Genomic DNA, 25,236 nt, shown 5'->3' with positions numbered 1-25,236 from the left:
TGCTGAATAAACAAAACCCCGGCCTGGTGCCGGGGTTTTGCGTTTTCGGGTTACGTCATTGTGGAGTGCGACCTCGTGGGTACATGCCTCTTTGGTTGAGCGCATGGGACAGGTCGAGCAAATTCGAAAATGGCTTTTGGTCGATCTCTGTCCACGAAGGGCGAGTGATGTAGAAGTCGCCGTTGGCCAGGCGTTCTATGGGCGTTCGTGTCATCGCGTAGTTGCCATCGCGATGCCAGAGCGTAAACGTCTCGCCGGAACGTTCGAAGCAATAAAAGCCGGGCTTGAACAGCAGCCGTTCGCGTTGTGCTGCGGACCTGGCAAACCATGGAGTTTCTATGGGCAAGTACAGGTCGGCGTAAAGCGTATCCGAGCTTCCGTTATACATCGGCCCGTCTATTTCGTTACGACCCACTTCAATGCCCGGGTCCAGCCCGATGCTCCGCCCGCGCCCAAGCCCGACCTCTTCGACTCTCAAGCCCACACTGCCCGTACGCTCGCTCAATCCGATGACACCGCGAAACGCGTTGGTATTTTCAGCCGAGGTCACGGCGATCCATTTAGAGGAACCGTGAATCTGTTGGCTGCGCTTCATGATCCGGGTAGTCAGGAAGATTTTTGTTCGCTGTGTCTCGATAGGCGAGAAGCCAGGTGAGGTCACGGTGTAACTGGCTGCGCAGTCGGTACCTTGCACCCGGATCCCGTGTTGGCGGGCGGTTTTTACCAGCTCCAGGTCCGTGAATGGCTCCGGTTGATCCGAGCTGAGCGTCCTGAGGTAGGCTTCCAGGTCTTGAGGCATGGCGGCTGTTTTGGAGGTAAAAAACAAATCCAGTTCGGCCTGGTTGAAGTCATTGAGCAGGCGCGGTAAATACAACGTCTTGACCCCTTGCCGGGCAAATTCGGCCATGTTCTCGATCAGCAGTCGCGTGCTGGCGATACGGTCCAGGCTTTCGCCGATCACCAATCCCGGGGAGTCTCTGAACAACTCGTTGATGAACTCGATGAAATTACGGCTCTGGGTTGGGATCGGCGGACGATCAGGCAGGTTGTTCCATTCCTGATCGTTCTCCAGCGTCTGGGCATCGATGAGCAATGACGCCCGCCGGGAAGACAAATTCATCTCTGGCCCGAAGGATTCCAGCAGTTGTTCGTGTGTCTGTTTGGTCCCGCGCAGTGCTTCTGTTTTCCATACCCAGCTTTTCATGTCGGCCCGGGAGAGGGGATGGGTGTCGTAGGGGGTGGCTGGCGTTTTTGGCGCGGTGTTGGGACGGCTGGGACCAGGGCGTGGCTCAGTGTTGCTGGTCGATGGTTGCGGATCGGCGGGGGCGATATTGGTCGTTGGTGCAGTCCCTTCAGCAGGTAGCTTGACCATGCGCATCCGTCTGGCGATGAGGGCGTTGCGCAACTCCTCAAGGGTGGCGAAGCGACGAACATGCACCGACGTCCACTCGGGACGATCCACAAAAAATCCACCGCTGTCTTGCTGAATCGGGGTTCTTAACAATATGCCGTCGCGATTGCGGCTGAACAGCACCGCTGTGCCGGACTCGCTCTGCAGGGTAAACATGCCTTTCTCAGTCAGCAGCCTGTCCATTTGACGTGCCTGCTTGACGCTGGGCGGGGTATCTAGTTGCAGACGCAGGTCGTTTTTGACCGGGACCTTCAGAAGGCCTTTGTCTGCAATCCTTCCGGGGTCCGGTTCGATTCCGCGAGCCAGGCCGGTCTCGGGTTCTTCGATGCGCAAACCGATAGCGCCCTCCAGCTCGCTGAGTCCTGCAACGCCTTCGAAGGTGTTGGCGTGTGACTCGCCCACCAACGCAACCCATTTGTGCGCACCGCGGGCGGCCTGGTCGGCGTTGATCACGTTGCGTGCGAAGTAGTTCATCATCCGGCCCCGGAAGTTTCCTTTGGCGCCGGTTATTCCCTGGCTTCTGTAACTGGCCATGCAATCGATGGCCTGGACCCGGATATGATTTTTCTGGGCGGTCTTGACCACTTCCAGAAAGGTAAATTGGCCGGAGGGGTCGGTTATTTGACCCTGGTCCAGTTCCTTGAGATAGCGTTCCAGATTCTCCGACATAGTGCCGGTTTTATTGAATACATCCAGGTCAGCCTGGTGGAAGTCGGTGAGCACATGTTCCAGGTACAGGGTCCTGACTTTTTGTTTGCTCAGGATCGGCATGTTCTCAATGAGAAACTGTTTACTGGCGACGCTGGAGTGACTCTCCCCGATCAAAATCCCCGGTGAGTCCTTGAGCAGTCCCTTGATGATGACCTTGGGTGCCACATTGGCTGTGAAGGAGGGTATTTTGGGCCTGGCGGGCAAGGGTGGGTCGAGGAAGAAAGCCGTGGCATCGTCGTAGAGCCTTCGACGCAGGGCTTTGAAATCGCGGTATTCACCGTCATCAAAATAATGCTCATCCAGGTCCCTGATGCTCGCCCTGCCATTGGCGGCATTGCTGTAGGCAGGTCTTAGCGCTTCAGGCACATCGTAAGGTGTGACCGGGGTCTCGACCGGCGGTAATGGGCTAGCACTCTGCCCCCAACCCTTAAAGCCAAAGATTTTGCCGCCGATGCCACCTTTCAGGCCCGGTGCGGCGACGGGTTCCCATTCCAGGTATTCGTTCAAGCGTACGGGCACATTACGGTAAAACGACCAAGGGTTGGCCGGATCAATAATGGCCCAGCATTTCATCTGCCCAATGTAGCGAACCTGATAAAACCCGTTCCGGGCAGCCCAGCGCAAGTAGATGTGTTTTTTGCCCGAAAAGGTCTCGATAACCCCCTTGGCAATGCCGGTGCCTTCGCGGGTGGCTTCGGTGATCTCGGTTCTGAAGGGGGCGAGAAAGTCTTCCTGTTCAAGCGCATTGACCGGCTCAAGCGGGAGTTTTTCCGGCAGAGGCAACGCCGTGCGTTCTATTTCCAGTTCGCTGATTTTCTCTTCAGTTGAAAGAGCGCTGTCGGCCTCGACCATGTCCGGCAACTCGCCACCGCTCTTGAGGAACGTTGCGTTAAACAGGGTATCGATGGCGGCGAATATCGCGCCGGTGACCCCGGCCTTGCGCTCCATCGGCGTTTTGCCGTTGATCGCCTGGTCGATGTTCAGGCCGACGTTAGCGATGCCTGCGCCGACAACCGCCAGCGCCACCGGCCAGCCCACCGCCGCCAGGGGCCCGAACATACGGCCAAACGCATTCAGGTAACCCATCCACAGTTTTTTACGCAGCTCGCCGTTGGAACTCATGAGGAAGCTCGCGTCGCTGATCATGCGGGCATGAGTGGCGTCACGCAGAAGGGTGAAGGCATCATCCGTGATCCAGGCGTCCTGCGTCTCGAGCAACTGGTGATCGTTGGATTTCCAGGCGTTGAACAACAGGTCCAGCACATGCTCGAGGCCGACGTTCTCGATGCGCGGCTCATGGATAAAACGGGTCAGCAGGTCCGCGACAGGTATCGCTGCCAACAACATTTCGGTGCTTTTCTTGAAGGTCGCCGTGTCTTCCATGATGTCGTGATCGGCGACCTGAAAGTGCGACATGAAGCGTTTGCGGGCCGAAGGCGTCTGCACTTCGGACATGATCCACCAGTGCAGGTCGATGACGCTTTCCAGCACATGGAAGCCCCACAACTCCCCCGGCACATAGACGATCTGCCGACCCTGGCTGTCGACGATGCTGAGTATGTCAGTGGCGATGAAGCCGCCTACGGTCAGGCGTCGTACACGCAAACCTGCCGCTGGCCGGGTTTGTGCTTCGAGCATCTGTCGGGTAACGGGCCAGGTGATGTTGCTGGCAACCGCTTTGACCACCGTGCGGAAGTTGTCATCGGACAAACGCCCGGCTTCGCGATCTTCCATGGCTTTGGCCAGGAACGTGCATTTGGCCAGGGTCCTGAAGGGGGTGCTCTGGGTGCTCCAGAACGCCCCGACTTTTTCCTTGTAGTGATCAATGAAGTTGTAGGCCCAGAAGGCTTTCAAGACCTGGCTGCCGAACAGCCGTACCTCGTTGGTCTGGTCATAGGTGCCGACTTCCGGGCCTGCGGTGTAGAAACCGCAGTCGTTGTCGAGCATGTCCATGTTGTCCTGGTCATGCACGGTGAACCGCTGGATCACCAGTTGCGTCAGGGTCATGGAATCGTGGGGGTGTTCGAGGTGCTCCCAGCCAGTGAAGGTCTGCGAGTTACTCTGGGAGCCGTGGAAGCGGTGCCAGTAAACCTGATCCGGTTCCAGATCGGTAATGCGGTGCTCGGTGAGGATGCGTTTGGCGAATGCGGTCGCCATTTCATACATGTCGGGGCACGCCTGGACCAGTGCCGGGACCAGCGCCTTGAGGGCTTGGGCATCGGCGGCATTGGGCAGGTCAGTGGCGGCGGCGGGTGTTTCGATGGCAGTCATAGCGTGCTTCTCGGATAGAAGGTTCACCTTCAATATCCCAAGGCCGCCACGATAAAGATGTCGGATACGGCCTCATCGGTTGCAGGTTATGGCAGACCCGGCAGCACAGAATGAAGCCATGACCCTTGTACGAATCAGCGCCGAGCCACATCCGAAAAGTAGAACTTGTCCAGCGTGTGCCGCGATTCGGTGTACTCGAACTGGCGACCATCCTGCAGGAACGTCTGGTTACTGACCACGATCACATGGCTCTGGCCGTCGAGATCCAGGAGCAGTTGGTCGTCCTTGCTCCGAGGCACCGCTTCGATGGTGCGCTGGGCGTAGGCGATTTGCAGTTGCAGGGTCTGTTCGATGAAGGCGTAGATCGATTGTTCGGCGATGTCACGGGACAGGCCGGGAATCACATCGCTGACGAAATGGTTGATGTCGAGGATCACCCGTTTGCCGTCGATCCGCCGCACCCGTTTGATTCGCGTGATCAGGCTGCCTTCTTCAGCCTTGATGTGTTCCAGCAGCGCGCCGTCGAGAGGAATCTGGTCGAACTCGACCACTTCGGTGCTGACGTCATTGCCCAACCGCGGATACGTCTCCTGGAAGCTGACGATGCCACCCAATTGAAATTCGATCGGGTTGGTCGACAGCACGAAGGTGCCTTTACCGTGGACTTTCTGCGCGAAACCACGCTCCTGCAATTGCTCGATGGCCTTGCGCACAGTGCCGCGACTGGCTTGGTAGCTGTCCATCAGTTCGGTTTCAGAAGGCAACCGGGCACCGCGTTCCAGACGTTCGGTGGTAATGCTGGCAAGCAGATCGGTGTAGATCTGGTTGTATTTACTCATGGGATGGCTCTATGCCGCGCTGTACTCAAGGCTTGGAACCTTAAGGGCAGGGTAGGGGTTTGTCCATTCGGCATTAGGTTTCTTTGACTTCGGAGGTAGGAAATGTCGCCGCCGGTCGGGTTCAGGATAAACAAAATCAAACTCGTCTGTACGAGTTGTTGCTTTAACTCGTACAGACGAGTACTTTTCGTTTCGGCGTGCTGCCAATAACAAAAAACTACAACGGAAGATCAAGCATGAGCCACGACTATCCGAATATCGCCAGCGAGCTGCTGATCAGCCTCGGTGGCAGCGACAACCTGGAGCAGGCCGCGCATTGCGTCACTCGCCTGCGCCTGGCCCTCAAGGACCCGAGCCTGGTCAACAGCGCCACGCTGAACCAGATTGATCTGGTCAAGGGCTCGTTCTTTACCGGCGGCCTGTTCCAGGTGGTCATCGGCCCCGGCGAAGTGGAAAAGGTCTACGCCGAACTGCGCCGGCAAACCGGTCTCGCCGCGTCGACCATTGCCGACGTTAAACAAAAGAGCGCCGACAAGATCAACGCCATGCAACGCCTGGTGCGGGTGTTTTCCGATGTGTTCATGCCGATCCTGCCGGCGCTGATCATTGCCGGCCTGCTGATGGGGGTTAACAACCTGATCGGCGCCAAGGGCATGTTCATCGAGGGCAAGACGCTGCTGGATGCGTACCCGAGCCTTGATGGCATCTGGAGCCTGATCAATCTGATGGCCAACACCTCGTTTGTGTTCCTGCCGGCGCTGGTGGGCTGGTCGGCGGCCAAGCGTTTTGGCGGCAGCGAAATCCTCGGCATCGTGCTCGGCCTGATGCTGGTGCACCCGGACCTGCTCAACGCCTGGAACTACGGCAAGGCTGTGGCCGGGCTCGACGGTCAGAGCCTGCCGTACTTCGACATCTTCGGCTGGTTCAAAATCGAGAAGGTCGGATATCAGGGGCAGATCCTGCCGATCCTGCTGGCCGCCTACGTGATGAGTGTCATCGAAAAATGGCTGCGGGCGCGGGTGCCGAACGCCGTGCAGTTGCTGGTGGTGCCGATCACCACCATCGTCGTCACCGGTGTGCTGGCGCTGGCGGTGATTGGTCCGGTGACCCGGCATTTGGGGATTCTGATCACCGAAGGCGTGGTCACTTTGTTTGACCTGGCGCCAATGGTCGGCGGGGCGATTTTCGGCCTGCTCTATGCCCCGCTGGTGATCACCGGCATGCACCACATGTTCCTCGCCGTGGACCTGCAGTTGATCTCGACCCAGGGCGGCACGTTTATCTGGCCGATGATTGTCATGTCCAACCTCGCCCAGGGCAGCGCGGCGCTGGCGGTGTTCTACATGACCCGCAATGTGCGGGACAAAAGCATGGCCTCGACCTCGGCAATTTCGGCGTATTTCGGCATCACTGAACCCGCGATGTTCGGGGTCAATCTGCGCTACAAATTTCCGTTCTATTCGGCCCTGATCGGCTCGGCGCTGGGCTGCATCTTCCTGTCGCTGAACAAGGTCCAGGCCTCGGCGATTGGCGTCGGTGGCTTGCCCGGTTTTATCTCGATCATTCCGCAGTTCATTCCGATGTTTGTGATCGGGATGATCATCGCCTGGTCGTGCCGTTTGTTTTGACCTGTGGGTTGAGCATGAAGATTGTCCGGCCTGGGTATCGGGTCGCCTGATAGATCGCCTTCGCGAGCAAGCCCGCTCCCACAGGTTGACCGCATTCCAAAATGTGGGAGCGGGCTTGCTCGCGAAGGGGCCATAACGGTCACCGCATCAACTTACTGAAGGAATAACGCCATGCAAGACTGGCAACGTTCGGTGATCTACCAGATCTACCCGAAGAGTTTTCATAGCCACGCCGGCAACCCAACGGGTGATTTGCTCGGCGTCGTGGCCAAGCTCGACTACCTGCACTGGCTGGGTGTCGATTGCCTGTGGATCACGCCGTTCCTGCGTTCACCGCAGCGCGACAACGGTTACGACATCAGCGATTACTACGCCATCGACCCGAGCTACGGGACTATGGCTGACTGCGAATTACTGATCGCCGAGGCCGGCAAGCGCGGGATCAAGTTGATGCTCGACATCGTGGTCAACCACACCTCGATCGAACACACCTGGTTCCAGCAGGCTCGTAGCAGCCTCGATAACCCGTACCGCGATTTCTACATCTGGCGCGACCGCCGAACAACTGGGAATCCAGTCTTCGGCGGTCTCGGCCTGGGAGTACGAAGCCCAGACCGGCCAGTACTTCCTGCACCTGTTCGACCACACCCAGGCCGACCTGAATTGGGACAACCCGAAGGTGCGCGCCGAAGTCTTCAAGATGATGCGGTTCTGGCGCGACAAAGGCGTGGGTGGTTTCCGGCTGGACGTGATCAACCTGATCTCCAAACCGGCGGATTTCCCCGAGGACACCAGCGACGGTCGACGCTTCTACACCGACGGCCCGAACGTCCACAAGTACTTGCAGCAAATGCACCGCGAAGTGTTTGAAGGCCATGACCTGATCAACGTCGGCGAGATGTCCTCCACCAGTCTTGAGCATTGCATTCGCTACTCGCGACCAGAGTCGAAAGAGCTGTCGATGACCTTCAACTTCCATCACCTGAAGGTCGATTACCCGAACCTGCAAAAGTGGATTCGCGCCGACTTCGACTTCCTTGAACTCAAGCGCATCCTCTCGGACTGGCAGACCGGCATGCAGGCCGGTGGCGGCTGGAATGCGTTGTTCTGGTGTAACCACGATCAGCCGCGGGTGGTCTCGCGTTTTGGTGATGATGGCGAGCATCGGGTGGTCTCGGCGAAGATGCTTGGCACCGCGCTGCACTTCCTTCAGGGCACGCCGTTTGTGTACCAGGGCGAAGAGCTCGGCATGACCAATCCGGGCTTCGATCACATCGATCAGTACCGCGATGTCGAGACGCTGAACATCCATCGCCTTAAGCGCGAGGCCGGTGTGAGCGATGCCGACAACATGGCGGCGATCATGCAGAAGTCCCGGGACAACGGCCGCACACCGATGCACTGGAATGCCGAGCCGAACGCCGGTTTCAGTGCCGCCGAGCCGTGGATTGGCGTGCCGGCCAACGCCGCGCAGATCAACGTCGCCAGTCAACTCGACGACCCGGAATCGGTGCTGCATCACTACCGCCAGTTGATCGCTTTGCGTCGCAACGAAGCGTTGATGTCCGACGGCGTGTACCGGCAGCTGCTGTCCGAGCACAGGCAAATCTGGGCGTATGTCCGTGAAGGCCAGGGTGAGCGGTTGCTGGTGCTGAACAACTTTTACGGCACACCGTGTGAAGTTGAATTGCCGAATGACGTGATCAGCGAAGCGATGTCGCAACGGCTGGTGATCAGCAACTACCCGGACTGTCCGCCGCGTAATCGGCAGGTGTTTCTGCGGCCCTTTGAGTCGTTCGTCCTGCACCTGACCGACCACTAAAAAACACGGTTTAAACAACACGCAGAACGCTGCGCGGGGAGTTTTGCGCGCCGTTTTTTGCTGCAGCACACAATAAAAATAATGGGGTGGCTCTTGAAAACAACAATAAATCGCAGCCTTGTAGCAGCGGGCGTGTGCCTGGCTTTGCCTCTGTCGGCCCAGGCGCTGGAGTTCGCCGGTTACTTGCGTAGCGGCGTCGGGACCTCGGTCAACAGCGGCAAACAACAGTGTTTTCAACTGCCGGGCGCGCAGACCAAATACCGCTTGGGCAATGAATGCGAGCAGTACGCGGAACTGGAGTTGCGCCAGGATCTATACACCCTGGACGACGGCTCGGTGCTCAGCGTCGACGGCATGGCGTCGCTGTACAACCAGTACGACAAGGACCTGACTTTCAACGGTGACAACGGCTCGGTGCGCATGCCGCAGATGTACGCGCAGTGGTCGAACCTGCCGAGTCTCAACGGTGGTTCGCTATGGGCCGGGCGGCGTTATTACAAACGGAACGATATCCATATTTCTGACTTCTACTACTGGAACCAGAGCGCCACTGGCGGTGGTATTGAGGACGTGCAGATTGGCGATCTGAAATACAGCTACGCGCTTTCGCGTAAAGACAATCTGTACCAGAAGGACTACATCAACCGGCATGACTTCAACGTCGCCGGTTTCAAGACCAACCCCGGCGGCGAGCTGGAGTTCGGCCTGAGTTACATCGACAAACCCGACAGCCAAGACGCGCACCGTGGCTGGGCGATCACCACCCAGCATGTGCAGAAAGGCTTTCTTGGTGGCAAGAACAAACTGGCGTTCCAATACGGTGAAGGTCCCGGCACAGGGTTGGGCTATACCGGTAACGTGAAGCTCGACGACAGTAACAAAAGCTATCGCGTGGTGGAGTTCTTCGACTGGCAGGTGACACCGCGTTTTGGCGGGCAGATCGAGGCGGTGTATCAGAAAGACATTCGCCCGGACGGCGCCGATCAGAACTGGATGTCCCTTGGCGTGCGCCCGGCGTATGCAATCACCGAGCAGTTCAAACTGGTGACCGAATTGGGCCACGATCAGGTAGAAGCACCCGGCGGGACGCGCAAGTTGAGCAAGTTCACCTTTGCCCCGACGTGGTCGCCCAAAGGCCCGGATTTCTGGGCGCGCCCCGAGGTGCGTCTGTATTACACCTATGCAAGCTGGAACGAGGCGGCCAAACGGGCGGCCAATGAACTGGCGGCGGGCTCGGCGTTGTCCGACACCGGCGCCTTCGGCACGAGCACTCCACGGTGCGAATGTCGGATTGCAGGTCGAGTATTGGTGGAAATAAACGCATAACCTCGGCAGCTCCTACAGGTATCGCAAGCGTCTTTTAAAAGAACAAAACAGCAGGTGACGTCATGGCCACACCCCAACATTTGCAACTGCTCGCGCCGCTGTCCGGCGTGCTGATGCCGCTGGACCAAGTGCCCGATCCGGTGTTCGCAAGCCGCGTGATCGGTGACGGTTTGTGCATCGACCCGACATCGAAAACCTTGTGCGCACCGCTGGCCGGGGTGATCAGTAATGTGCAGGCCAGTGGTCACGCGGTCAGCATCACCGATGACAACGGCGTGCAGGTGTTGATGCACATCGGCCTCGACACCGTGAACCTTGCGGGCAAGGGGTTCACCCGGTTGGTGGAGGAAGGTCAGCGGGTTGAAGCAGGGCAGGCACTGATCGAATTTGATGTCGATTACATCGCTTTGAATGCGCGCAGTTTGTTGACGCTGATGCTGGTGGTCAGCGGTGAACCGTTCACCTGGCTGGTGCCCGAAACGGGTCTGGTGGACAGCGGCCAACCGTTGCTGGGTTTGAACACGGCGGGGCAAACCATCGATGAGGTGCTGGCGGAGGAGGGCGAAGCCCTGTTCTCGAAACCAGTGACGCTGGCCAATCCGAACGGCTTGCACGCGCGTCCGGCGGCGGTGTTTGCCCAAGCGGCGAAAGGGTTTTCGGCAAGCATCTATCTGCATAAACAGCAGGACAGTGCCAACGCCAAATCCCTGGTGGCGATCATGGCGTTGCAAACGGCCCACGGTGACATCGTGCAAGTCAGCGCGGCGGGGGCGGATGCCGAGGCTGCGATCAAGGCGTTGGCCGAGTTACTGGTCGCAGGCTGTGGCGAAACCGTGACGGTGGTGGCGGCTGTGGACGCGGTCGAGGCCTCGACGCTGACGGTGCTGCGTGGGGTTTGTGCATCGGCGGGTTCGGCGTTTGGCCGGGTGGTGCAGATCGCCGAGCAGACGCTGGAAGTGAGCGAGTTTGGCAAGGGTGCGCAAGCTGAGCGTGAGCAACTGTCACGAGCCTTGAGCGAGGCGTTGCGGGACTTGCAACAACTGCGTGACAACGCCACCAGTGACGCTCAGGCCGAAATATTCAAGGCGCACCAGGAACTGCTCGAAGATCCGAGTCTGCTGGATCAGGCCCAGTCGCTGATCACCGAAGGTAAAAGTGCCGGGTTCGCCTGGCGAGCGACTACCGAGGCGACGGCGGTTCAGTTTAAAAGTCTCGGCAGCCCATTGCTGGCTGAACGCGCGGCGGATCTGGCGGATGTCGGCCAACGGGTGCTCAAGCGCATCCTTGGCGTACAGGACCGCGCGATGGAATTGCCGGACGGGGCAATCCTGATCGCCGAACAACTGACCCCGTCCCAGACCGCCGGGCTCGATACCCGCAAGGTGTTGGGGTTCGCCACGGTCGGCGGTGGCGCTACCAGCCACGTCGCGATTCTCGCTCGGGCCGCTGGCCTGCCGGCGATCTGCGGTTTGCCGGTTCAGGTGCTGGGGCTGGTCAATGGCACGCAAGTGTTGCTCGATGCCGACAAGGGTGAGTTGCACCTTGATCCGGATCTCGCCGCTATCGAACAGCTTCAAGCCAATCGTCAGCAACAACACAAACGCCATCAACACGAACTCGCGCAGGCCTCGCTCGCCGCGTGTACCCGCGACGGTCATCACATCGAGGTGACGGCCAACGTCGCCTCGCTGGCTGAAACCGAACAGGCCATGACCCTGGGCGGTGAGGGCGTCGGGCTGTTGCGTTCGGAGTTTCTCTATCTGGATCGCAACCACGCGCCGAGCCATGACGAACAAGCGTCGACCTACAGCGCCATCGCCCGCACCCTGGGGCCGACACGCAATCTGGTGGTGCGAACCCTGGATGTCGGCGGCGATAAACCGCTGGCCTATGTGCCGATGGACAGCGAAACCAATCCATTCCTCGGCATGCGCGGGATTCGCTTGTGCCTGGAGCGTCCGCAGCTGCTGCGCGACCAGTTCAAGGCGATCCTCAGCAGCGCCGGGTTGGCTCGTCTTCACATCATGTTGCCGATGGTCACGCAGCTCTCCGAATTGCGACTGGCCCGGCAAATGCTGGAGGAAGAGGCGCTGGCGTTGGGCCTCACGGAACTGCCGAAACTGGGGATCATGATCGAAGTACCCGCAGCGGCGTTGATGGCGGATCTGTTTGCGCCCGAGGTGGATTTCTTCTCCATCGGCACCAACGACCTGACCCAGTACACCTTGGCGATGGACCGCGATCACCCACGTCTGGCCAGTCAGGCCGACAGCTTTCACCCTTCGGTGCTGCGCTTGATCGCCGGCACGGTCAAAGCGGCGCATGCCCACGGTAAATGGGTCGGCGTGTGTGGTGCGCTGGCCTCGGAAACCCTGGCGACCCGGCTGTTGCTCGGGTTGGGGGTGGATGAATTGTCGGTGAGTGTGCCGCTGATTCCAGCGGTGAAAGCGGCGGTGCGCGAAGTTGATCTGGCGGATTGCCAGGCTATCGCCCAGCAAGTGCTGGGGCTGGAAAGCGCCGAGCAGGTGCGCGAGGCATTGCGGCTGTATCACGCGGCGACGGTCGATACTTCACTGGTTCTGGAGAACTGAGCATGTTCGAGAAAATGCAGCGGGCGTTCTGGAAAGCCTTGACCCCGGATCTGGTGGTGGATGAGCCCAAGCAGATTGCTCAACCGGTATCGGGTTTGGCCACGGATATCGTGGCCGCGTTGGGCGGGGTGGATAACCTCAAGTCGCAGCAGCCGGTGGCGTTGACGCGGGTACGGGTGGAGTTGAGGGATGTGGCGCGGATGGATCGGCAGGCTTTGAATTTGGCAGGTGTGCCGGGCGTCATGATGCTGAATGATGGAGTGGTGCACCTGATCACCGGCCTCCAAGCATAAACAAAACCCTGTGGCGAGGGAGCTTGCCTGTGGCGAGGGGGCTTGCCCCCGTTGGGTCGCGAAGCGGCCCCAAACCCTGCAATCGCATTGCATCAGGCACACTGTGTTGACTGGTTTTGCGACTGCTTCGCAGCCGAACGGGGGCGAGCCCCCTCGCCACAGGGCAAGCTCACCTCTCAACTGCCAGCCTGATCCCCTGTGTCCCATTGCCGCCCCACCCTTACTGTTTCTCAACCGCAGGTGTATCGTATTCGCCTTTTGCGGGCCCCAGGCCCGTCGCTGATACGTGAGGTAGTTGAGTTCATGTCCTTTACCCGTCGACAAATACTCGGTGGTCTGGCCGGTCTTGTGGTGGTTGGCGTGGGGGCCGGTGGCGCGTCGCGTTACTGGCTGGGGAAAATGGCCGACGCCGAGGCTGGCCACGACTATGAGCTGATCGCCGCGCCACTGGATGTCGAACTGGTGGCCGGTCACAAAACCGAGGCTTGGGCGTTCGGCCCGTCGGCGCCGGGCACCGAGTTGCGGGTGCGCCAGGGCGAATGGCTGCGGGTGCGCTTCATCAATCACCTGCCGGTCGCGACCACCATCCACTGGCACGGCATCCGTCTGCCGCTGGAAATGGATGGCGTGCCCTACGTCTCGCAGCTTCCAGTGTTGCCGGGCGAGTACTTCGACTACAAATTCCGCGTGCCGGACGCCGGCAGCTACTGGTATCACCCACACGTGAACAGCAGCGAAGAACTCGGTCGTGGCCTGGTCGGCCCGCTGATCATCGAGGAGCGCGAACCTACCGGTTTCAAGTACGAAAAAACCCTGAGCCTCAAGAGCTGGCACGTCGATGAAGAGGGCGCGTTCGTCGCGTTCAGTGTTCCGCGTGAAGCGGCGCGAGGCGGCACGGCCGGGCGGCTATCAACCATCAATGGCGTGCCACTGCCGGTGATCGATTTGCCTGCCGGGCAAATCACTCGCGTGCGCTTGCTCAACCTCGACAACACCCTGACGTATCGCCTCAACATCCCTGGCGTCGAAGCGCAGATCTACGCGCTGGACGGCAACCCGATCGAACCACGGCCATTGGGCAAGGAATACTGGCTCGGCCCCGGCATGCGCATTTGCCTGGCGATCAAGGCACCGCCGGCCGGTGAAGAGCTATCCTTGCGCAACGGCCCGGTGCGCCTGGGCACGCTGCGTTCGGTGGCAAACACCGACGCACCGACCCAGTGGCCGCCCGCGCTGCCCGCCAACCCGGTGGCCGAGCCGGACCTGGCCAATGCCGAGAAACTCAACTTCAATTTCGAATGGGTGGGTTCGGTGTCGGTCAACGTCGACAACGGCAAGCCGCCAAGCCTGTGGCAGATCAATGGCAAGGCCTGGGACATCACCGACAAGACCTGCGCCGACCGGCCGATCGCCAAGCTCGAAAAGGGCAAGAGCTACATTTTTGAATTGAAAAACATGACCCAGTATCAGCACCCGGTTCACCTGCACGGCATGAGCTTCAAAGTGATTGCCTCGAACCGGCATAAGGTCATCCCGTACTTCACCGACACGTACCTGTTGGGCAAGAACGAGCGCGCGCAAGTGGCGTTGGTGGCAGATAACCCGGGGGTCTGGATGTTCCACTGCCATGTGATCGACCACATGGAAACCGGCCTGATGGCCGCCATCGAGGTGGCGTGATGCGCCAGATTCGTCCCGCTGCAATTATCGACCGCAGTCGCGACCGCGACTTCATGCGCGAAGCCCTGACCCTCGCTGCCCAAGGCGCAGCCCTCGGTGAAGTGCCGGTGGGCGCGGTGTTGGTGCAGGACGGGGAAATCATCGGTCGCGGCTTCAACTGCCCGATCAGCGGCAACGACCCCAGCGCCCACGCCGAAATGGTCGCGATTCGCGCCGCAGCGTTGGCCGCCAGCAACTATCGCCTGCCCGGCAGCACCCTCTACGTGACCCTGGAGCCGTGCAGCATGTGTGCCGGCCTGATCGTGCATTCGCGGATTGCGCGGGTGGTGTACGGCGCGCTGGAGCCCAAGGCCGGGATTGTGCAGAGTCAGGGGCAGTTTTTCACCCAGGGCTTTTTGAATCACCGGGTGCTGTTTGAAGGCGGGGTGTTGGCGGAGGAGTGTGGTGCGGTGCTCAGCGAATTCTTCAAGGCCCGAAGAGCCAAACCCGCAGACTGAACACTAATCAAAAATGTGGGAGCGGGCTTGCTCGCGAAGAGGGAGTGTCAGTTGGCATTAATGTCGCCTGATACACCGCTTTCGCGAGCAAGCCCGCTCCCACATTTGAATCTCCATTGGGTAGGGAGATCGGGGTTTATTTGCGGGCGACGATGACGGCACGCATCGGCGCCGGCAGTCCTTCAATCGTCTTGCTGTGGTCTTCGGGATCGAGGAAATCGCTCAGCGACTGAAACTTCATCCACTCTGTCCCACGCTGTTCATCAACGGTGGTCACGCTGACATCCACACAACGAACATCCGTGAACCCGGCTCGCCGCAGCCACAACTCCAGCGCCGGCACCGACGGCAGGAACCACACGTTACGCATCTGCGCATAACGGTCTTCCGGCACCAGCACTTGTTGCTGATCACCTTCGATCACCAGCGTCTCCAGCACCAGCTCGCCGCCCTTGACCAGGCAGTCCTTCAGCGCCAGCAAATGCTCGATTGGTGAGCGGCGGTGGTAGAACACACCCATGGAAAACACCGTGTCAAAGCCTTCCATGTTCGGCGGCAGGTCTTCGAAAGGAAACGGCAGGTGCCAGGCATTCGGCTCGGACAGGTAACGCTGCACGGCCTGGAACTGGCAGAAAAACAGCCAGTTCGGGTCGACGCCAATCACGCTGTCGGCGCCGGCGCCGAGCATGCGCCACATGTAGTAACCATTGCCGCAGCCGACATCGAGGATGCGTTTGCCCTTCAGGTCCAGGTGCGGGGCAACCCGCGACCATTTCCAGTCCGAGCGCCATTCGGTGTCGACGTGCACGCCGAACAGGTCGAACGGCCCCTTGCGCCATGGCGACAGGCCCATCAGCGCCGTACGCATCTGCGCGCGAGTTTCGTCGTCGCAATCGGTGTCCAGCGTCAGGCCATTGAGCAAATCAACTTTGCTCGGCTGGATCTTCGGCAAGGCGTCCAGCGCACTTTGCCAGCGCTCCAGGTCGCCGTGACCCTTCTCCATTTTCTTGTCGAGTTGCGCTTGCAGGGTGTTGGCCCAATCGGCCAGCGGGGTGCCGGCCAAACGGCGGGCAAGGGGGACAGATCAATCATGGCAAGGCAATCAACGAGGCAAAGTTAAGACACTGGAACCACGGCACGACTTTCGAGAACCCTGCGGCCAACAGGCGTTCGCGGTGTTCTTCGAGGCTGTCGGGCTTCATGACGTTTTCGATGGCGCTGCGTTTCTGGGCAATTTCCAGTTCGCTGTAGCCGTTGGCGCGTTTGAACGCGACGTGCAGATCGGTGAGCAGCGCGTGTTCTTCCAGATCGTTGAAGCGCAGCTTCTCCGACAGAATCAGCGCGCCGCCCGGCAACAACGATTGGCGAATGCGCGAGAGCAACGCGGTGCGCTGCTCGGGGGCGATGAATTGCAGGGTGAAGTTCAGCGCCACCACCGAGGCTGGCTGGAACTCGAGGGCGAGGATGTCGCCCTCGATCACTTCCACCGGCAACAACTCCTGGAACATCGAGTCCTGACCGTTGAGGTACTCGCGGCAACGCTCGACCATCGCCGCCGAGTTATCCACAGCGATAACCCGGCAACCGTCGGTGCGTACGTGACGGCGCAGGGCCTGGGTCACGGCGCCCAGCGACGAACCGAGGTCGTAGAGCACGCTGTTGGGCTGGGCAAACTGCGCAGCGAGCACGCCGAGGTTTTCGACGATGGTCGGATAACCCGGCACCGAGCGCTTGATCATGTCCGGGAATACCCGCACCACGTCCTCGTTAAAGGCGAAGTCAGGCACCTGGGCCAAAGGCTGGGCGAAAAGGCGATCGGGTTCTTTGCTCACGGCGGTTCCAGCGGCGTAGGTGGAAAGGCCGGCATTTTAGCCAAATTGACGGGGGATGCGCGGGTTGTCTGATAAACCGCCGGGCTTTAGGGCGCAGAACGCTGTTGTGGCGAGGGGGCTTGCCCCGTTCGGCGGCGCAGCCGTCGTAAATCCGGTGATTGCGGTGAACCTGGAGGAGTGCAAGGGAGCGCTTCGCACTCCAACGGGGGCAAGCCCCTCACCACAAGGTTCAGCGCGGTTTCGGGCCGAACGCCGACGCTGTAATTCCCCATTGCCCGACCCAATAGCTGAGGATGATCACATAAGGCGCCGCCTCGAACGGCAGCACAAACCGGCTAATGCCAATCACGCTGTCGGAAAACACAAACGCCACGGCACCCGCCGCCGCCAGCAACGCCGAGCGCTTGGGCACGTCAGTGCCGAGCCGGGCCAGCGCCCGCCAAAGCATCGCGCTGATCGCCATACCGTAAACAATCACCGGCACCAGCAACGGCCCCAGCCCGTGGGAAATCAGAATCCCCAACAGCACTGCACCAACGACCAGCGCCAGGACCAACGGCAACATCGCCAACCGCCGACAATCGCTCAGGTACGCTTTCAAGTACGCCAGATGCGCCACCAAAAACGCCCCAAGGCCAAACACAAACAAATCCCCCGGCCACGCCAGCAACACATCACCGAGCAGAGAGAAGATCAAACCGAGGCTGATCCAGCGCCGATACTCGGTGGGCGGCGCGTCGTGCAGCCATCCCAGCAAGGCCAACACCGGCAACGGTTTGACCAACAGGCAAAGCAGCGCGGCATGCACACTCAGCCCGTAGAGAAAGGTCACCGCACCCATCAGTGCCAGAATCAGCCAGCCCACGATCAGTTAACCGAGATCGCGCAATCGAAGGTTTTGACCGCCGGGACTTCCGGCGCCCACGGCTGCGAGTAGGTCAGGCGCAAACGGCCAGTACCGGCGGCGAAGGACTGGAAGCGCCAGGTCGACATCCCGGCGCTGCCGACAATCCCGGCATCTTCCGGGTTGCTATAAACCTCGGGGCTAAGTGCCCGCAACACGCCGCCGGCGGAATCCTGAATGGACCAGCGATAACCCGTGGTCGGGTTGCTCGGCAGAATCACGATCAGATTTTGCCCGTTGCTCAACTTGGCCGGGCATTCGCTTTGTTTTTCCACGGTCACGTTCTGTTTCGGTTGCGTGGCGCAGGCGGCCAGCAAAGAAAGGGCGAGGGGGACCAACAGGCGGGTGGGGGACATAAGATCAGCGGCTCCGGCATTCACGACGAACGGCGAGCATAACTGAAGATGCGACAAAGTGTGACGGTCAGGTCGGGGCGACCGAGAAGTTGGCGTCGTAAGTGCCGACGCCATCGCGAGCAGGCTCGCTCCCACAGTGGATTGCGATGATCCTGTGGGAGCGAGCCTGCTCGCGAATCGATGGTGCAAGCGCTAGAGAACTATCAGAACAATATCTTCGCCACATCCGCAAAGCGCTTGGCAAAGTGCACGGTAATCCCTTCCTTCAGGTACTCCGGCAATTCCTCAAAGCTGCCACGGTTCGGCTCTGGCAGGATGAGTTCGAAGATCTTCTGCCGCCGCGCCGCGATCACTTTCTCGCGCACCCCGCCAATCGGCAGTACATGCCCGGTCAGTGTCAGTTCACCGGTCATGGCGATGCCTTTTTCGGTGCCTGGTTGCGCGCGAGGGAGAGCAGGGCGCTGGCCATGGTCACACCGGCGCTCGGACCGTCTTTCGGCGTAGCGCCTTCCGGTACGTGGAGGTGGACGAAGGCTTCGTCGAAGAACTTCGGATCACCGCCAAACGACTTCAGGTTGGAGCTGACGTAGCTGTAGGCGATTTCCGCCGACTCTTTCATCACGTCGCCCAGTTGCCCGGTAAGTTTGAAGCCACGGTTGAGCGTATGAATCCGCGTCGCTTCGATCGGCAGAGTCGCGCCACCCATGCTGGTCCAGGCCAAACCGGTGATGACACCGGTGCCGGACAGCACTTGCTCGTTGCGGAACACTGGATGGCCGAGTGAAGCTTCCAGGTCTTTCGGGCCGATCTTGATCACCGCTTGCGGCTCGTCGATCAGCTTGACCACAGCTTTGCGCACCAGTTTGCCGAGTTGTTTTTCCAACTGACGCACCCCGGCTTCACGGGCGTAACCGTCGATCAAGGCTTTCAAGGCACTGTCGCTGATGGCCAGGCTGGTTTTCGCCACGCCGGCCTTTTCCAATTGTTTTGGCCACAGGTGACGCTTGGCGATGGCGATTTTTTCTTCGGTGATGTAGCCCGACAGGCGAATCACTTCCATCCGGTCGAGCAACGGGCCGGGGATCGAGTCCAGGGTGTTGGCGGTGCAGACAAACAGCACTTTCGACAGGTCCAGGCGCAGGTCCAGGTAGTGGTCGAGGAATTCGACGTTCTGTTCCGGGTCGAGGGTTTCGAGTAGCGCCGAGGCCGGGTCGCCCTGGTAGCTCTGACCCATCTTGTCGATCTCGTCGAGCATGATCACCGGGTTCATCACTTCGACGTCTTTCAACGCCTGCACCAGTTTGCCCGGCTGCGCGCCGATGTAGGTGCGTCGATGGCCCTTGATCTCTGCTTCGTCGCGCATGCCGCCGAGGCTGAAGCGATAGAACGGCCGGCCAAGGGATTCAGCGATGGATTTGCCAACGCTGGTCTTGCCCACGCCCGGCGGGCCGACCAGCAGCACGATGGAACCGCTGATCTCGCCTTTATAAGCACCGACCGCGAGGAACTCGAGGATCCGGTCCTTGATGTCGTCGAGGCCAGCGTGGTGTTTGTCCAGCACCTTGCGCGCGTGCTTGAGGTCGAACTTGTCCTCGCCATACACGCCCCACGGCACGGCCGTCGCCCAGTCGAGGTAGTTGCGAGTGACCGCGTACTCCGGCGAACCGGTCTCGAGGATCGACAGCTTGTTCATTTCCTCTTCGATGCGTTTCTGCGCCTGAGGTGGCAGGACTTTGCCTTCCAGGCGTTGCTCGAACTGCTCGATGTCGGCGCTGCGATCATCCTTGGTCAGGCCCAGCTCTTGCTGGATGACCTTGAGCTGTTCCTTGAGGAAGAACTCGCGCTGATGCTCGCCGATCTTGCGGTTCACTTCGGCGGAGATTTCTTTTTGCAGGCGCGCAACTTCGACTTCCTTGCGCAGCATCGGCAGGACTTTTTCCATGCGCTTGAGCATCGGCACGCAGTCGAGCACTTCTTGCAGTTCGCCGCCGGTAGCGTGACGTGAGCGCGGCGGCGAAGTCGGTCAGTGGCGACGGATCGTTGGGGCTGAAGCGGTTGAGGTAGTTCTTCAGTTCTTCGCTGTACAGTGGGTTGAGCGGCAGCAATTCCTTGATCGCGTTGATCAGCGCCATGCCGTAGGCCTTGACCTCGTCGGTCGGCTCGGTGGGCTGGTGCGGGTATTCGACTTCCACCAGGTACGGCGGGCGATGGTGTTTGAGCCAGGTTTTGATCCGTACCCGGGTCAGGCCCTGGGCGACGAATTGCAGTTTGCCGTTTTCACGACTGGCGTGGTGCACCTTGACCAGGGTGCCGTACTCCGGCAGTGCCTTGGTGTCGAAATGGCGCGGATCTTCCTGGGGCGTGTCCATGTAGAACAGAGCCAGGGAGTGGTGATCGGATTTGCTCACCAGGTCCAGGGTTTCAGCCCACGGTTCTTCATTGACGATGACCGGCAGCACTTGGGCCGGGAAGAACGGGCGGTTGTGGATCGGGATGATGTAAACCTTGTCCGGCAGGTTCTGGCCAGGCAGGGCGAGGCCTTTGCCGGTGGAGTGGTGTTCGATTTGGTCTGTTTCGGCGTATTCGCTCGGGTCTTCAGGGAATTCTTGCTGGTCGCTCATGGGGCACCTGCGCAATGGGGTATGGGTCTTAGATGGGGCAGGTGGGGGGTGGTTTCAATGGGGATGGATATTTCAAGGTGTGTGTTCAGGTTTTTGACAGGTCTTTTGGACTTGGCGGCCTTAGGGCCGACCATGTTCTTGGTGGTGGTGTGTATATCCATTTTTGCGGTAACGGCGGCTGGCGGTTTCGCCCTTACGGCGAGGCACTTTTTTCAAACGCCAAAAAAGTACCCAAAAAGGCTCGCCCCGGCGTCCGGCCCCTCGCCTAGGCTCGGCGTGCCTTCGTTCCGGTATTCATCTGGGGGCATCGCCTACGGTCGGCTTCGCTTCGACCTCCTCTCGATGTGTGCAGCTTCGCCGCACGGCGCTACGCGCCCACCCCCCAGATGAACACCTCCACTCAGCCTCCCGAAGGGGCGGGTAGAGCAAGATCAAGAGCAGGCGAGCTAACGCTCGGCCTAATGAGTGGTGAGGAGCGGGCGGTGTACGCAGCTCCTGCTTTTGATTTTGTGGGAGCTGGCTTGCCTGCGAAGGCGGCCTGCCAGCCGACCCATTTCTCCCGGTTGTACTGGGTTCAATTGTGGGAGCTGGCTTGCCTGCGAAGGCGGCCTGACAGCCGACCCATTTCTCCCGGTTGTACTGGGTCCAATTGTGGGAGCGAGGCTTGCCCGCGAAGGCGGCCTGACAGCCGACCCATTTCTCCCGGTTGTACTGGGTCCAATTGTGGGAGCTGGCTTGCCTGCGAAGGCGGCCTGCCAGCGACCTGTCTCTTCCGGATGCACTCGATCCAATTGTGGGAGCTGGCTTGCCTGCGAAGGCGGCCTGCCAGCCGACCTGTCTCTTCCGGATGCACTCGATCCAATTGTGGGAGCTGGCTTGCCTGCGAAGGCGGCCTGACAGCCGACCTATCCCTCCCGGATGTCCTCGGTCAAATTGTGGGAGTGAGCCTGCTCGCGATGGTCGCAATGTCAGTCGATATCATTGTTGGATGTCAGGCAGTCATTGCGAGCAGGCTCGCTCCCACAGGGGGTTAGCTGTGTGGCGAAGGTTTTTGTATATCGACGTTATCCAGCATCCGGTTTACCGCCAGTTCGGCCAGCATGATGAGCTGCTGAAGCCCCATCGCGGTGTGTCGGTGCGGGCCTTCCAGATGCCCGGCAAAGTTGCTGGCCATGATACTTGCCGAGGCCAGTGACTCGCAGGCGTGGGCTAACAGGTATTCGTCAGCAGTATCTGGCGTGACGGCGAACATCGTGCTGGGTTTGCGGGCGGCGGGGGCTTTCAGGGCGGAGGGGTTGAGGTAGAAATTGAGCGCGCGGTCGGCGGCTTCTTTTAGTTTTTTTGCGTCGAGGGCAGTGCTTTCGGTTTCAGGGGGATTCGGGGTTGCTTTGAACATGGTGAAACTCCATTCAAGAATATGAAGTTCGCCAGTACTGCGACCAAACAGTAGGGTGGCGAACCGTACGCAGGTTGGTCGACCAGGGAATGGAAACCCGGCAGGGCCGAAGCCCTCCCACGCACAGCTCGCCATTAAGCATGCGAAAAAGTGCGCCATTCTAAACCCGGGCGACCAAGCCCGGTCGCTGATTTTTGCAGCGACTTAAAAAGCCTATCCCCCGCACTTCCGACGGGCAACCGTCAAAACCTGTCGGAAACATTCCCCCAAAACCATCTCATCTGTAGGACCACATCAAAAAACCTCCAAACTGACCTCGATCAAAATGTGGGAGCGGGCTTGCTCGCGAAGGCGTCGTGTCATTCAACACCAATGTTTAATGTTCAATCGCCTTCGTGAGCAAGCCCGCTCCCACAGTGGATTTTCGGTGAACACAGCATTTGCGAACGCCGGAGATCCTCTGTAGGAGCAAACCTTGCTCGCGAAAGCGGTGGGCCCGCCGACTACGATGTTGAATATAAAATCGCCTTCGCGAGCAAGCTTCGCTCCTACGGGGGAGTGTTTACCTACCCGGTGGCCACAAAAAAAGGCGACTCCCTCGCAGGAGTCGCCTTTCGTTTAACCGCCGCTAAAACTTACTCGGACAGTTTGTAAGCGATCACGTAGTCGCCCATTTTGGTGCCCAGCGAGCCGTGGCCGCCAACGACGAGCAGTACGTATTGTTTGCCGTCCTTGCCGGTGTAGGTCATTGGTGTCGCTTGGCCGCCGGCCGGCAGGCGCGACTTCCACAGTTCCTTGCCGCTGTTGACGTCATAGGCGCGCAGGTACTGGTCCAGCGTGCCGCTGAGGAAGCCGACGCCGCCCGCAGTCACCATCGAGCCGCCCATGCTTGGCACGCCGATCGGCAGGCCGATAGGCAATGGCGAGCTGTCGCGGCTGGTGCCGTTTTTGCGTTTCCACACCACTTTGTTGGTGGTCAGGTCGATGCCGGTGACATAGCCCCAGGCCGGGGCCTGGCACGGTACGCCGAACGGCGACATGAGCGGGTGCATGGTGACTGCGTACGGCGCGCCAGCATTAGGCTGGATGCCAGCGGTTTCGCTTTCGCGCTTGCTGTCAGCCGCCACTTCGGCGCGGGGGATCAGTTTCGAAACGAACGCCATGTAGTTCGGGCTGGTGAACAGGATCTGGCGAACCGGGTCGACCGAGACGCTGCCCCAGTTGAACACACCGACGTTACCCGGATAGATCAGGCTGCCCTGCACCGACGGCGGGGTGTACTGGCCTTCGTAACGCAGTTCCTTGAACTGGATGCGGCACAGCATCTGGTCAAACGGACTGGCGCCCCACATGGCTTTTTCGGTCAGTTCCGGGGCCAGCAGGTTCAGGTCCGAGCGCGCCTGGGTCGGTGCGGTGCGGTCGCCTGGTACTGCGCCTTGCGGTACCGGAATTTCGCGAATCGGCACAATCGCCGTGCCATCGCGACGGTCGAGCACATACAGGCTGCCCTGTTTGGTCGGTGCGATCAGCGCCGGCTTCACGCCGTCGGCAGTTTTCAGGTCAAGCAGGGTCGGCTGGCTGCCGACGTCCATGTCCCACAGGTCGTGGTGGGTAAACTGATAGTTCCAGCGAACCTTGCCGGTGGCGAGGTCCAAAGCCACGAGGCCGGCGCTGAATTTCTCTGCGCCGGGCATGCGGTCGCCGCCCCATTGGTCAGGCATCTGGTTGCCCAGTGGCAGGTAAACCATGCCGAGTTTTTCGTCGACGCTGGCCAGGGACCACATGTTCGGCGAGTTGCGGGTGTAGGTTTTGCCCGGCGCCAAAGGCTCGGTCGCCTCCGGATTGCCGCTGTCCCAGTTCCAGACCAGGTGACCGTCATGCACATCAAAGGCGCGGATCACGCCGGAAGGCTCGTTGGTCGATTCGTTGTCGGTGACGTGACCGCCCATGATCACCAGATCACGGGTAATCGCGGCCGGGGAGGTGGCGTAGTAGCCGCCCGGCGTGAACGGACCGATACCCTGAGTCAGGTCAACGGTGCCTTTATTGCCGAAGCCTTCGCAGACCTTGCCGGTGTCGGCGTTGATCGCGATCAGGCGTGCATCGGCGGTTGGCAGGTAGAGACGACGCGGGCAGGCCTGGGCAACGGCTTTGCCAGCTTCGGAGATGACAGCGGTCGAGGCATTGGCAGACTTGGCGTAGTCGTTCTCGTCGTAGTAAGAGACGCCACGGCAGGTCATGTGGGCGAAGCCCTTGAAGCCCACCGGGCTCTTGATCTGCGGGTCGAAGCGCCAGAGTTCCTTGCCGGTGTCCGGGTCCAGCGCCAGCACTTTGCTGTGAGCGGTGCAGGCATAGACCATGCCGTTGACCTTCAGCGGCGTGTTTTCGTTGGTCAGCTCTACCGGGTCATCGGCGGTCGGCAGGTCGCCGGTGCGGATACGCCAGGCTTCCTGCAACTTGCCGACGTTGGCCGGGGTGATTTGCTTCAGCGGCGAGTAGCGGTCACCGAATTCGGTGCGGCCATAGGCCTGCCAGTCGCCATCGGGCATGGCCGGGGCGGTGCTGGCCATATCGGTTGTGTCGCGGCCCAACTCGCCGAAGACTTCACCCGGATGCGTGAATTGACTGGCAACGGCGGTGGCGCCGGACAGAATCACGGCGACGCTCAGCGCAGCGGTACCCAGCGGTGCAGCGCCATCGCGCAGCAACGGTCGGCGGAACCACGGCAACAAGAGAACTACGCCCAGCGCGAACCACAACGACAGGCGCGGCACCAGTTGCCACCAGTCGAGGCCGACTTCCCACAGGGCCCAAACGGTACTGGCGAACAGCACCACTGCGTACAGGCCCAGTGCTGCGCGGCGAGCGGCAATCAGCAGCACGCCGCTCAGCGCGAAGCCGATACCGGCCAGCAGGTAATACAGCGAGCCGCCGAGCATGCTCAGCTTGATCCCCCGGCCAGCATGGCCAGGCCCATTAGCAGAAGCAGGATACCGAGCAGGCTCGGCAGCAGACGGCTTCGGCTCAAAGCACCATCAGTGCTCATAGTGTGGTTCTC

Annotated in this window: 10 protein-coding genes and 6 pseudogenes; 7 read left to right on the top strand and 9 right to left on the bottom strand. The window is 60.2% G+C overall.

What is annotated here, in order from left to right; all coding sequences use genetic code 11:
• Nucleotides 1-55: 55 nt before the first annotated feature.
• Both RHM58_RS02135 and treR read right to left on the bottom strand, forming a co-directional pair.
• Nucleotides 56-4,393: a dermonecrotic toxin domain-containing protein gene (locus RHM58_RS02135; RefSeq protein ID WP_322269552.1), complete on the bottom strand. Its 4,338-nt coding sequence runs from the start codon at nt 4,391-4,393 to the stop codon at nt 56-58.
• A 134-nt stretch (nt 4,394-4,527) separates the two neighbouring features.
• Nucleotides 4,528-5,232: a trehalose operon repressor gene (gene treR, locus RHM58_RS02130; RefSeq protein WP_201256502.1), complete on the bottom strand. Its 705-nt coding sequence runs from the start codon at nt 5,230-5,232 to the stop codon at nt 4,528-4,530.
• A 236-nt stretch (nt 5,233-5,468) separates the two neighbouring features.
• Here treR and treP point away from each other — a divergent pair.
• From treP to tadA, 7 genes and pseudogenes are all read left to right on the top strand, one after another.
• Nucleotides 5,469-6,910: pseudogene (gene treP, locus RHM58_RS02125) on the top strand (PTS system trehalose-specific EIIBC component).
• Nucleotides 6,911-7,031: 121 nt separating this feature from the next.
• Nucleotides 7,032-8,682: pseudogene (gene treC, locus RHM58_RS02120) on the top strand (alpha,alpha-phosphotrehalase).
• A gap of 93 nt (nt 8,683-8,775) precedes the next feature.
• Nucleotides 8,776-10,000 (top strand): annotated as a pseudogene (locus RHM58_RS02115) (maltoporin).
• Nucleotides 10,001-10,070: 70 nt separating this feature from the next.
• Nucleotides 10,071-12,599 (top strand): phosphoenolpyruvate--protein phosphotransferase, encoded by a 2,529-nt coding sequence (gene ptsP / locus RHM58_RS02110; RefSeq protein ID WP_322269551.1) that lies wholly within the window; start codon nt 10,071-10,073, stop codon nt 12,597-12,599.
• Nucleotides 12,600-12,601: 2 nt separating this feature from the next.
• Nucleotides 12,602-12,892 (top strand): PTS transporter subunit EIIB, encoded by a 291-nt coding sequence (locus tag RHM58_RS02105; protein ID WP_201256507.1) that lies wholly within the window; start codon nt 12,602-12,604, stop codon nt 12,890-12,892.
• 303 nt (nt 12,893-13,195) lie between these two features.
• A complete protein-coding gene (locus tag RHM58_RS02100; protein ID WP_201206417.1) occupies nt 13,196-14,572 on the top strand; it encodes a multicopper oxidase family protein in 1,377 nt (458 codons plus the stop codon).
• Nucleotides 14,572-15,069, top strand: coding sequence for a tRNA adenosine(34) deaminase TadA (tadA, locus tag RHM58_RS02095; protein WP_201206415.1), 498 nt, complete (start codon nt 14,572-14,574; stop codon nt 15,067-15,069). Before RHM58_RS02100 ends, tadA begins: the two co-directional genes overlap by 1 nt.
• A gap of 136 nt (nt 15,070-15,205) precedes the next feature.
• Here the strand turns inward: tadA and cmoB are convergent.
• The 7 genes and pseudogenes from cmoB to RHM58_RS02060 all read right to left on the bottom strand — a co-directional run bounded on the left by cmoB (nt 15,206) and on the right by RHM58_RS02060 (nt 25,224).
• Nucleotides 15,206-16,161 (bottom strand): annotated as a pseudogene (cmoB, locus tag RHM58_RS02090) (tRNA 5-methoxyuridine(34)/uridine 5-oxyacetic acid(34) synthase CmoB).
• Nucleotides 16,158-16,901, bottom strand: coding sequence for a carboxy-S-adenosyl-L-methionine synthase CmoA (cmoA, locus tag RHM58_RS02085; protein WP_054045323.1), 744 nt, complete (start codon nt 16,899-16,901; stop codon nt 16,158-16,160). The pseudogene cmoB and the gene cmoA overlap by 4 nt, the downstream one beginning before the upstream one ends.
• A gap of 229 nt (nt 16,902-17,130) precedes the next feature.
• Nucleotides 17,131-17,766, bottom strand: coding sequence for a lysoplasmalogenase (locus tag RHM58_RS02080; RefSeq protein WP_201206408.1), 636 nt, complete (start codon nt 17,764-17,766; stop codon nt 17,131-17,133).
• A gap of 2 nt (nt 17,767-17,768) precedes the next feature.
• The gene (locus RHM58_RS02075; protein WP_201206406.1) at nt 17,769-18,161 is read right to left on the bottom strand and encodes a protease inhibitor I42 family protein; all 393 of its coding nucleotides are present in this window, start codon (nt 18,159-18,161) and stop codon (nt 17,769-17,771) included.
• Nucleotides 18,162-18,364: 203 nt separating this feature from the next.
• Nucleotides 18,365-20,782: pseudogene (gene lon / locus RHM58_RS02070) on the bottom strand (endopeptidase La).
• 1,030 nt (nt 20,783-21,812) lie between these two features.
• Nucleotides 21,813-22,178, bottom strand: a complete 366-nt coding sequence (locus RHM58_RS02065) for a DUF6124 family protein (protein ID WP_322269549.1) — start codon at nt 22,176-22,178, stop codon at nt 21,813-21,815.
• Nucleotides 22,179-22,813: 635 nt separating this feature from the next.
• Nucleotides 22,814-25,224, bottom strand: a pseudogene (locus tag RHM58_RS02060) (glucose/quinate/shikimate family membrane-bound PQQ-dependent dehydrogenase).
• Between the last annotated feature and the right edge of the window lie 12 nt (nt 25,225-25,236).

The sequence above is a fragment of the Pseudomonas sp. 10S4 genome, from assembly GCF_034344865.1.
Lineage (GTDB): Bacteria > Pseudomonadota > Gammaproteobacteria > Pseudomonadales > Pseudomonadaceae > Aquipseudomonas.
Note: the sequence above shows the minus strand (reverse complement) of the source record. Positions and strands in the feature narration are given on the sequence as shown.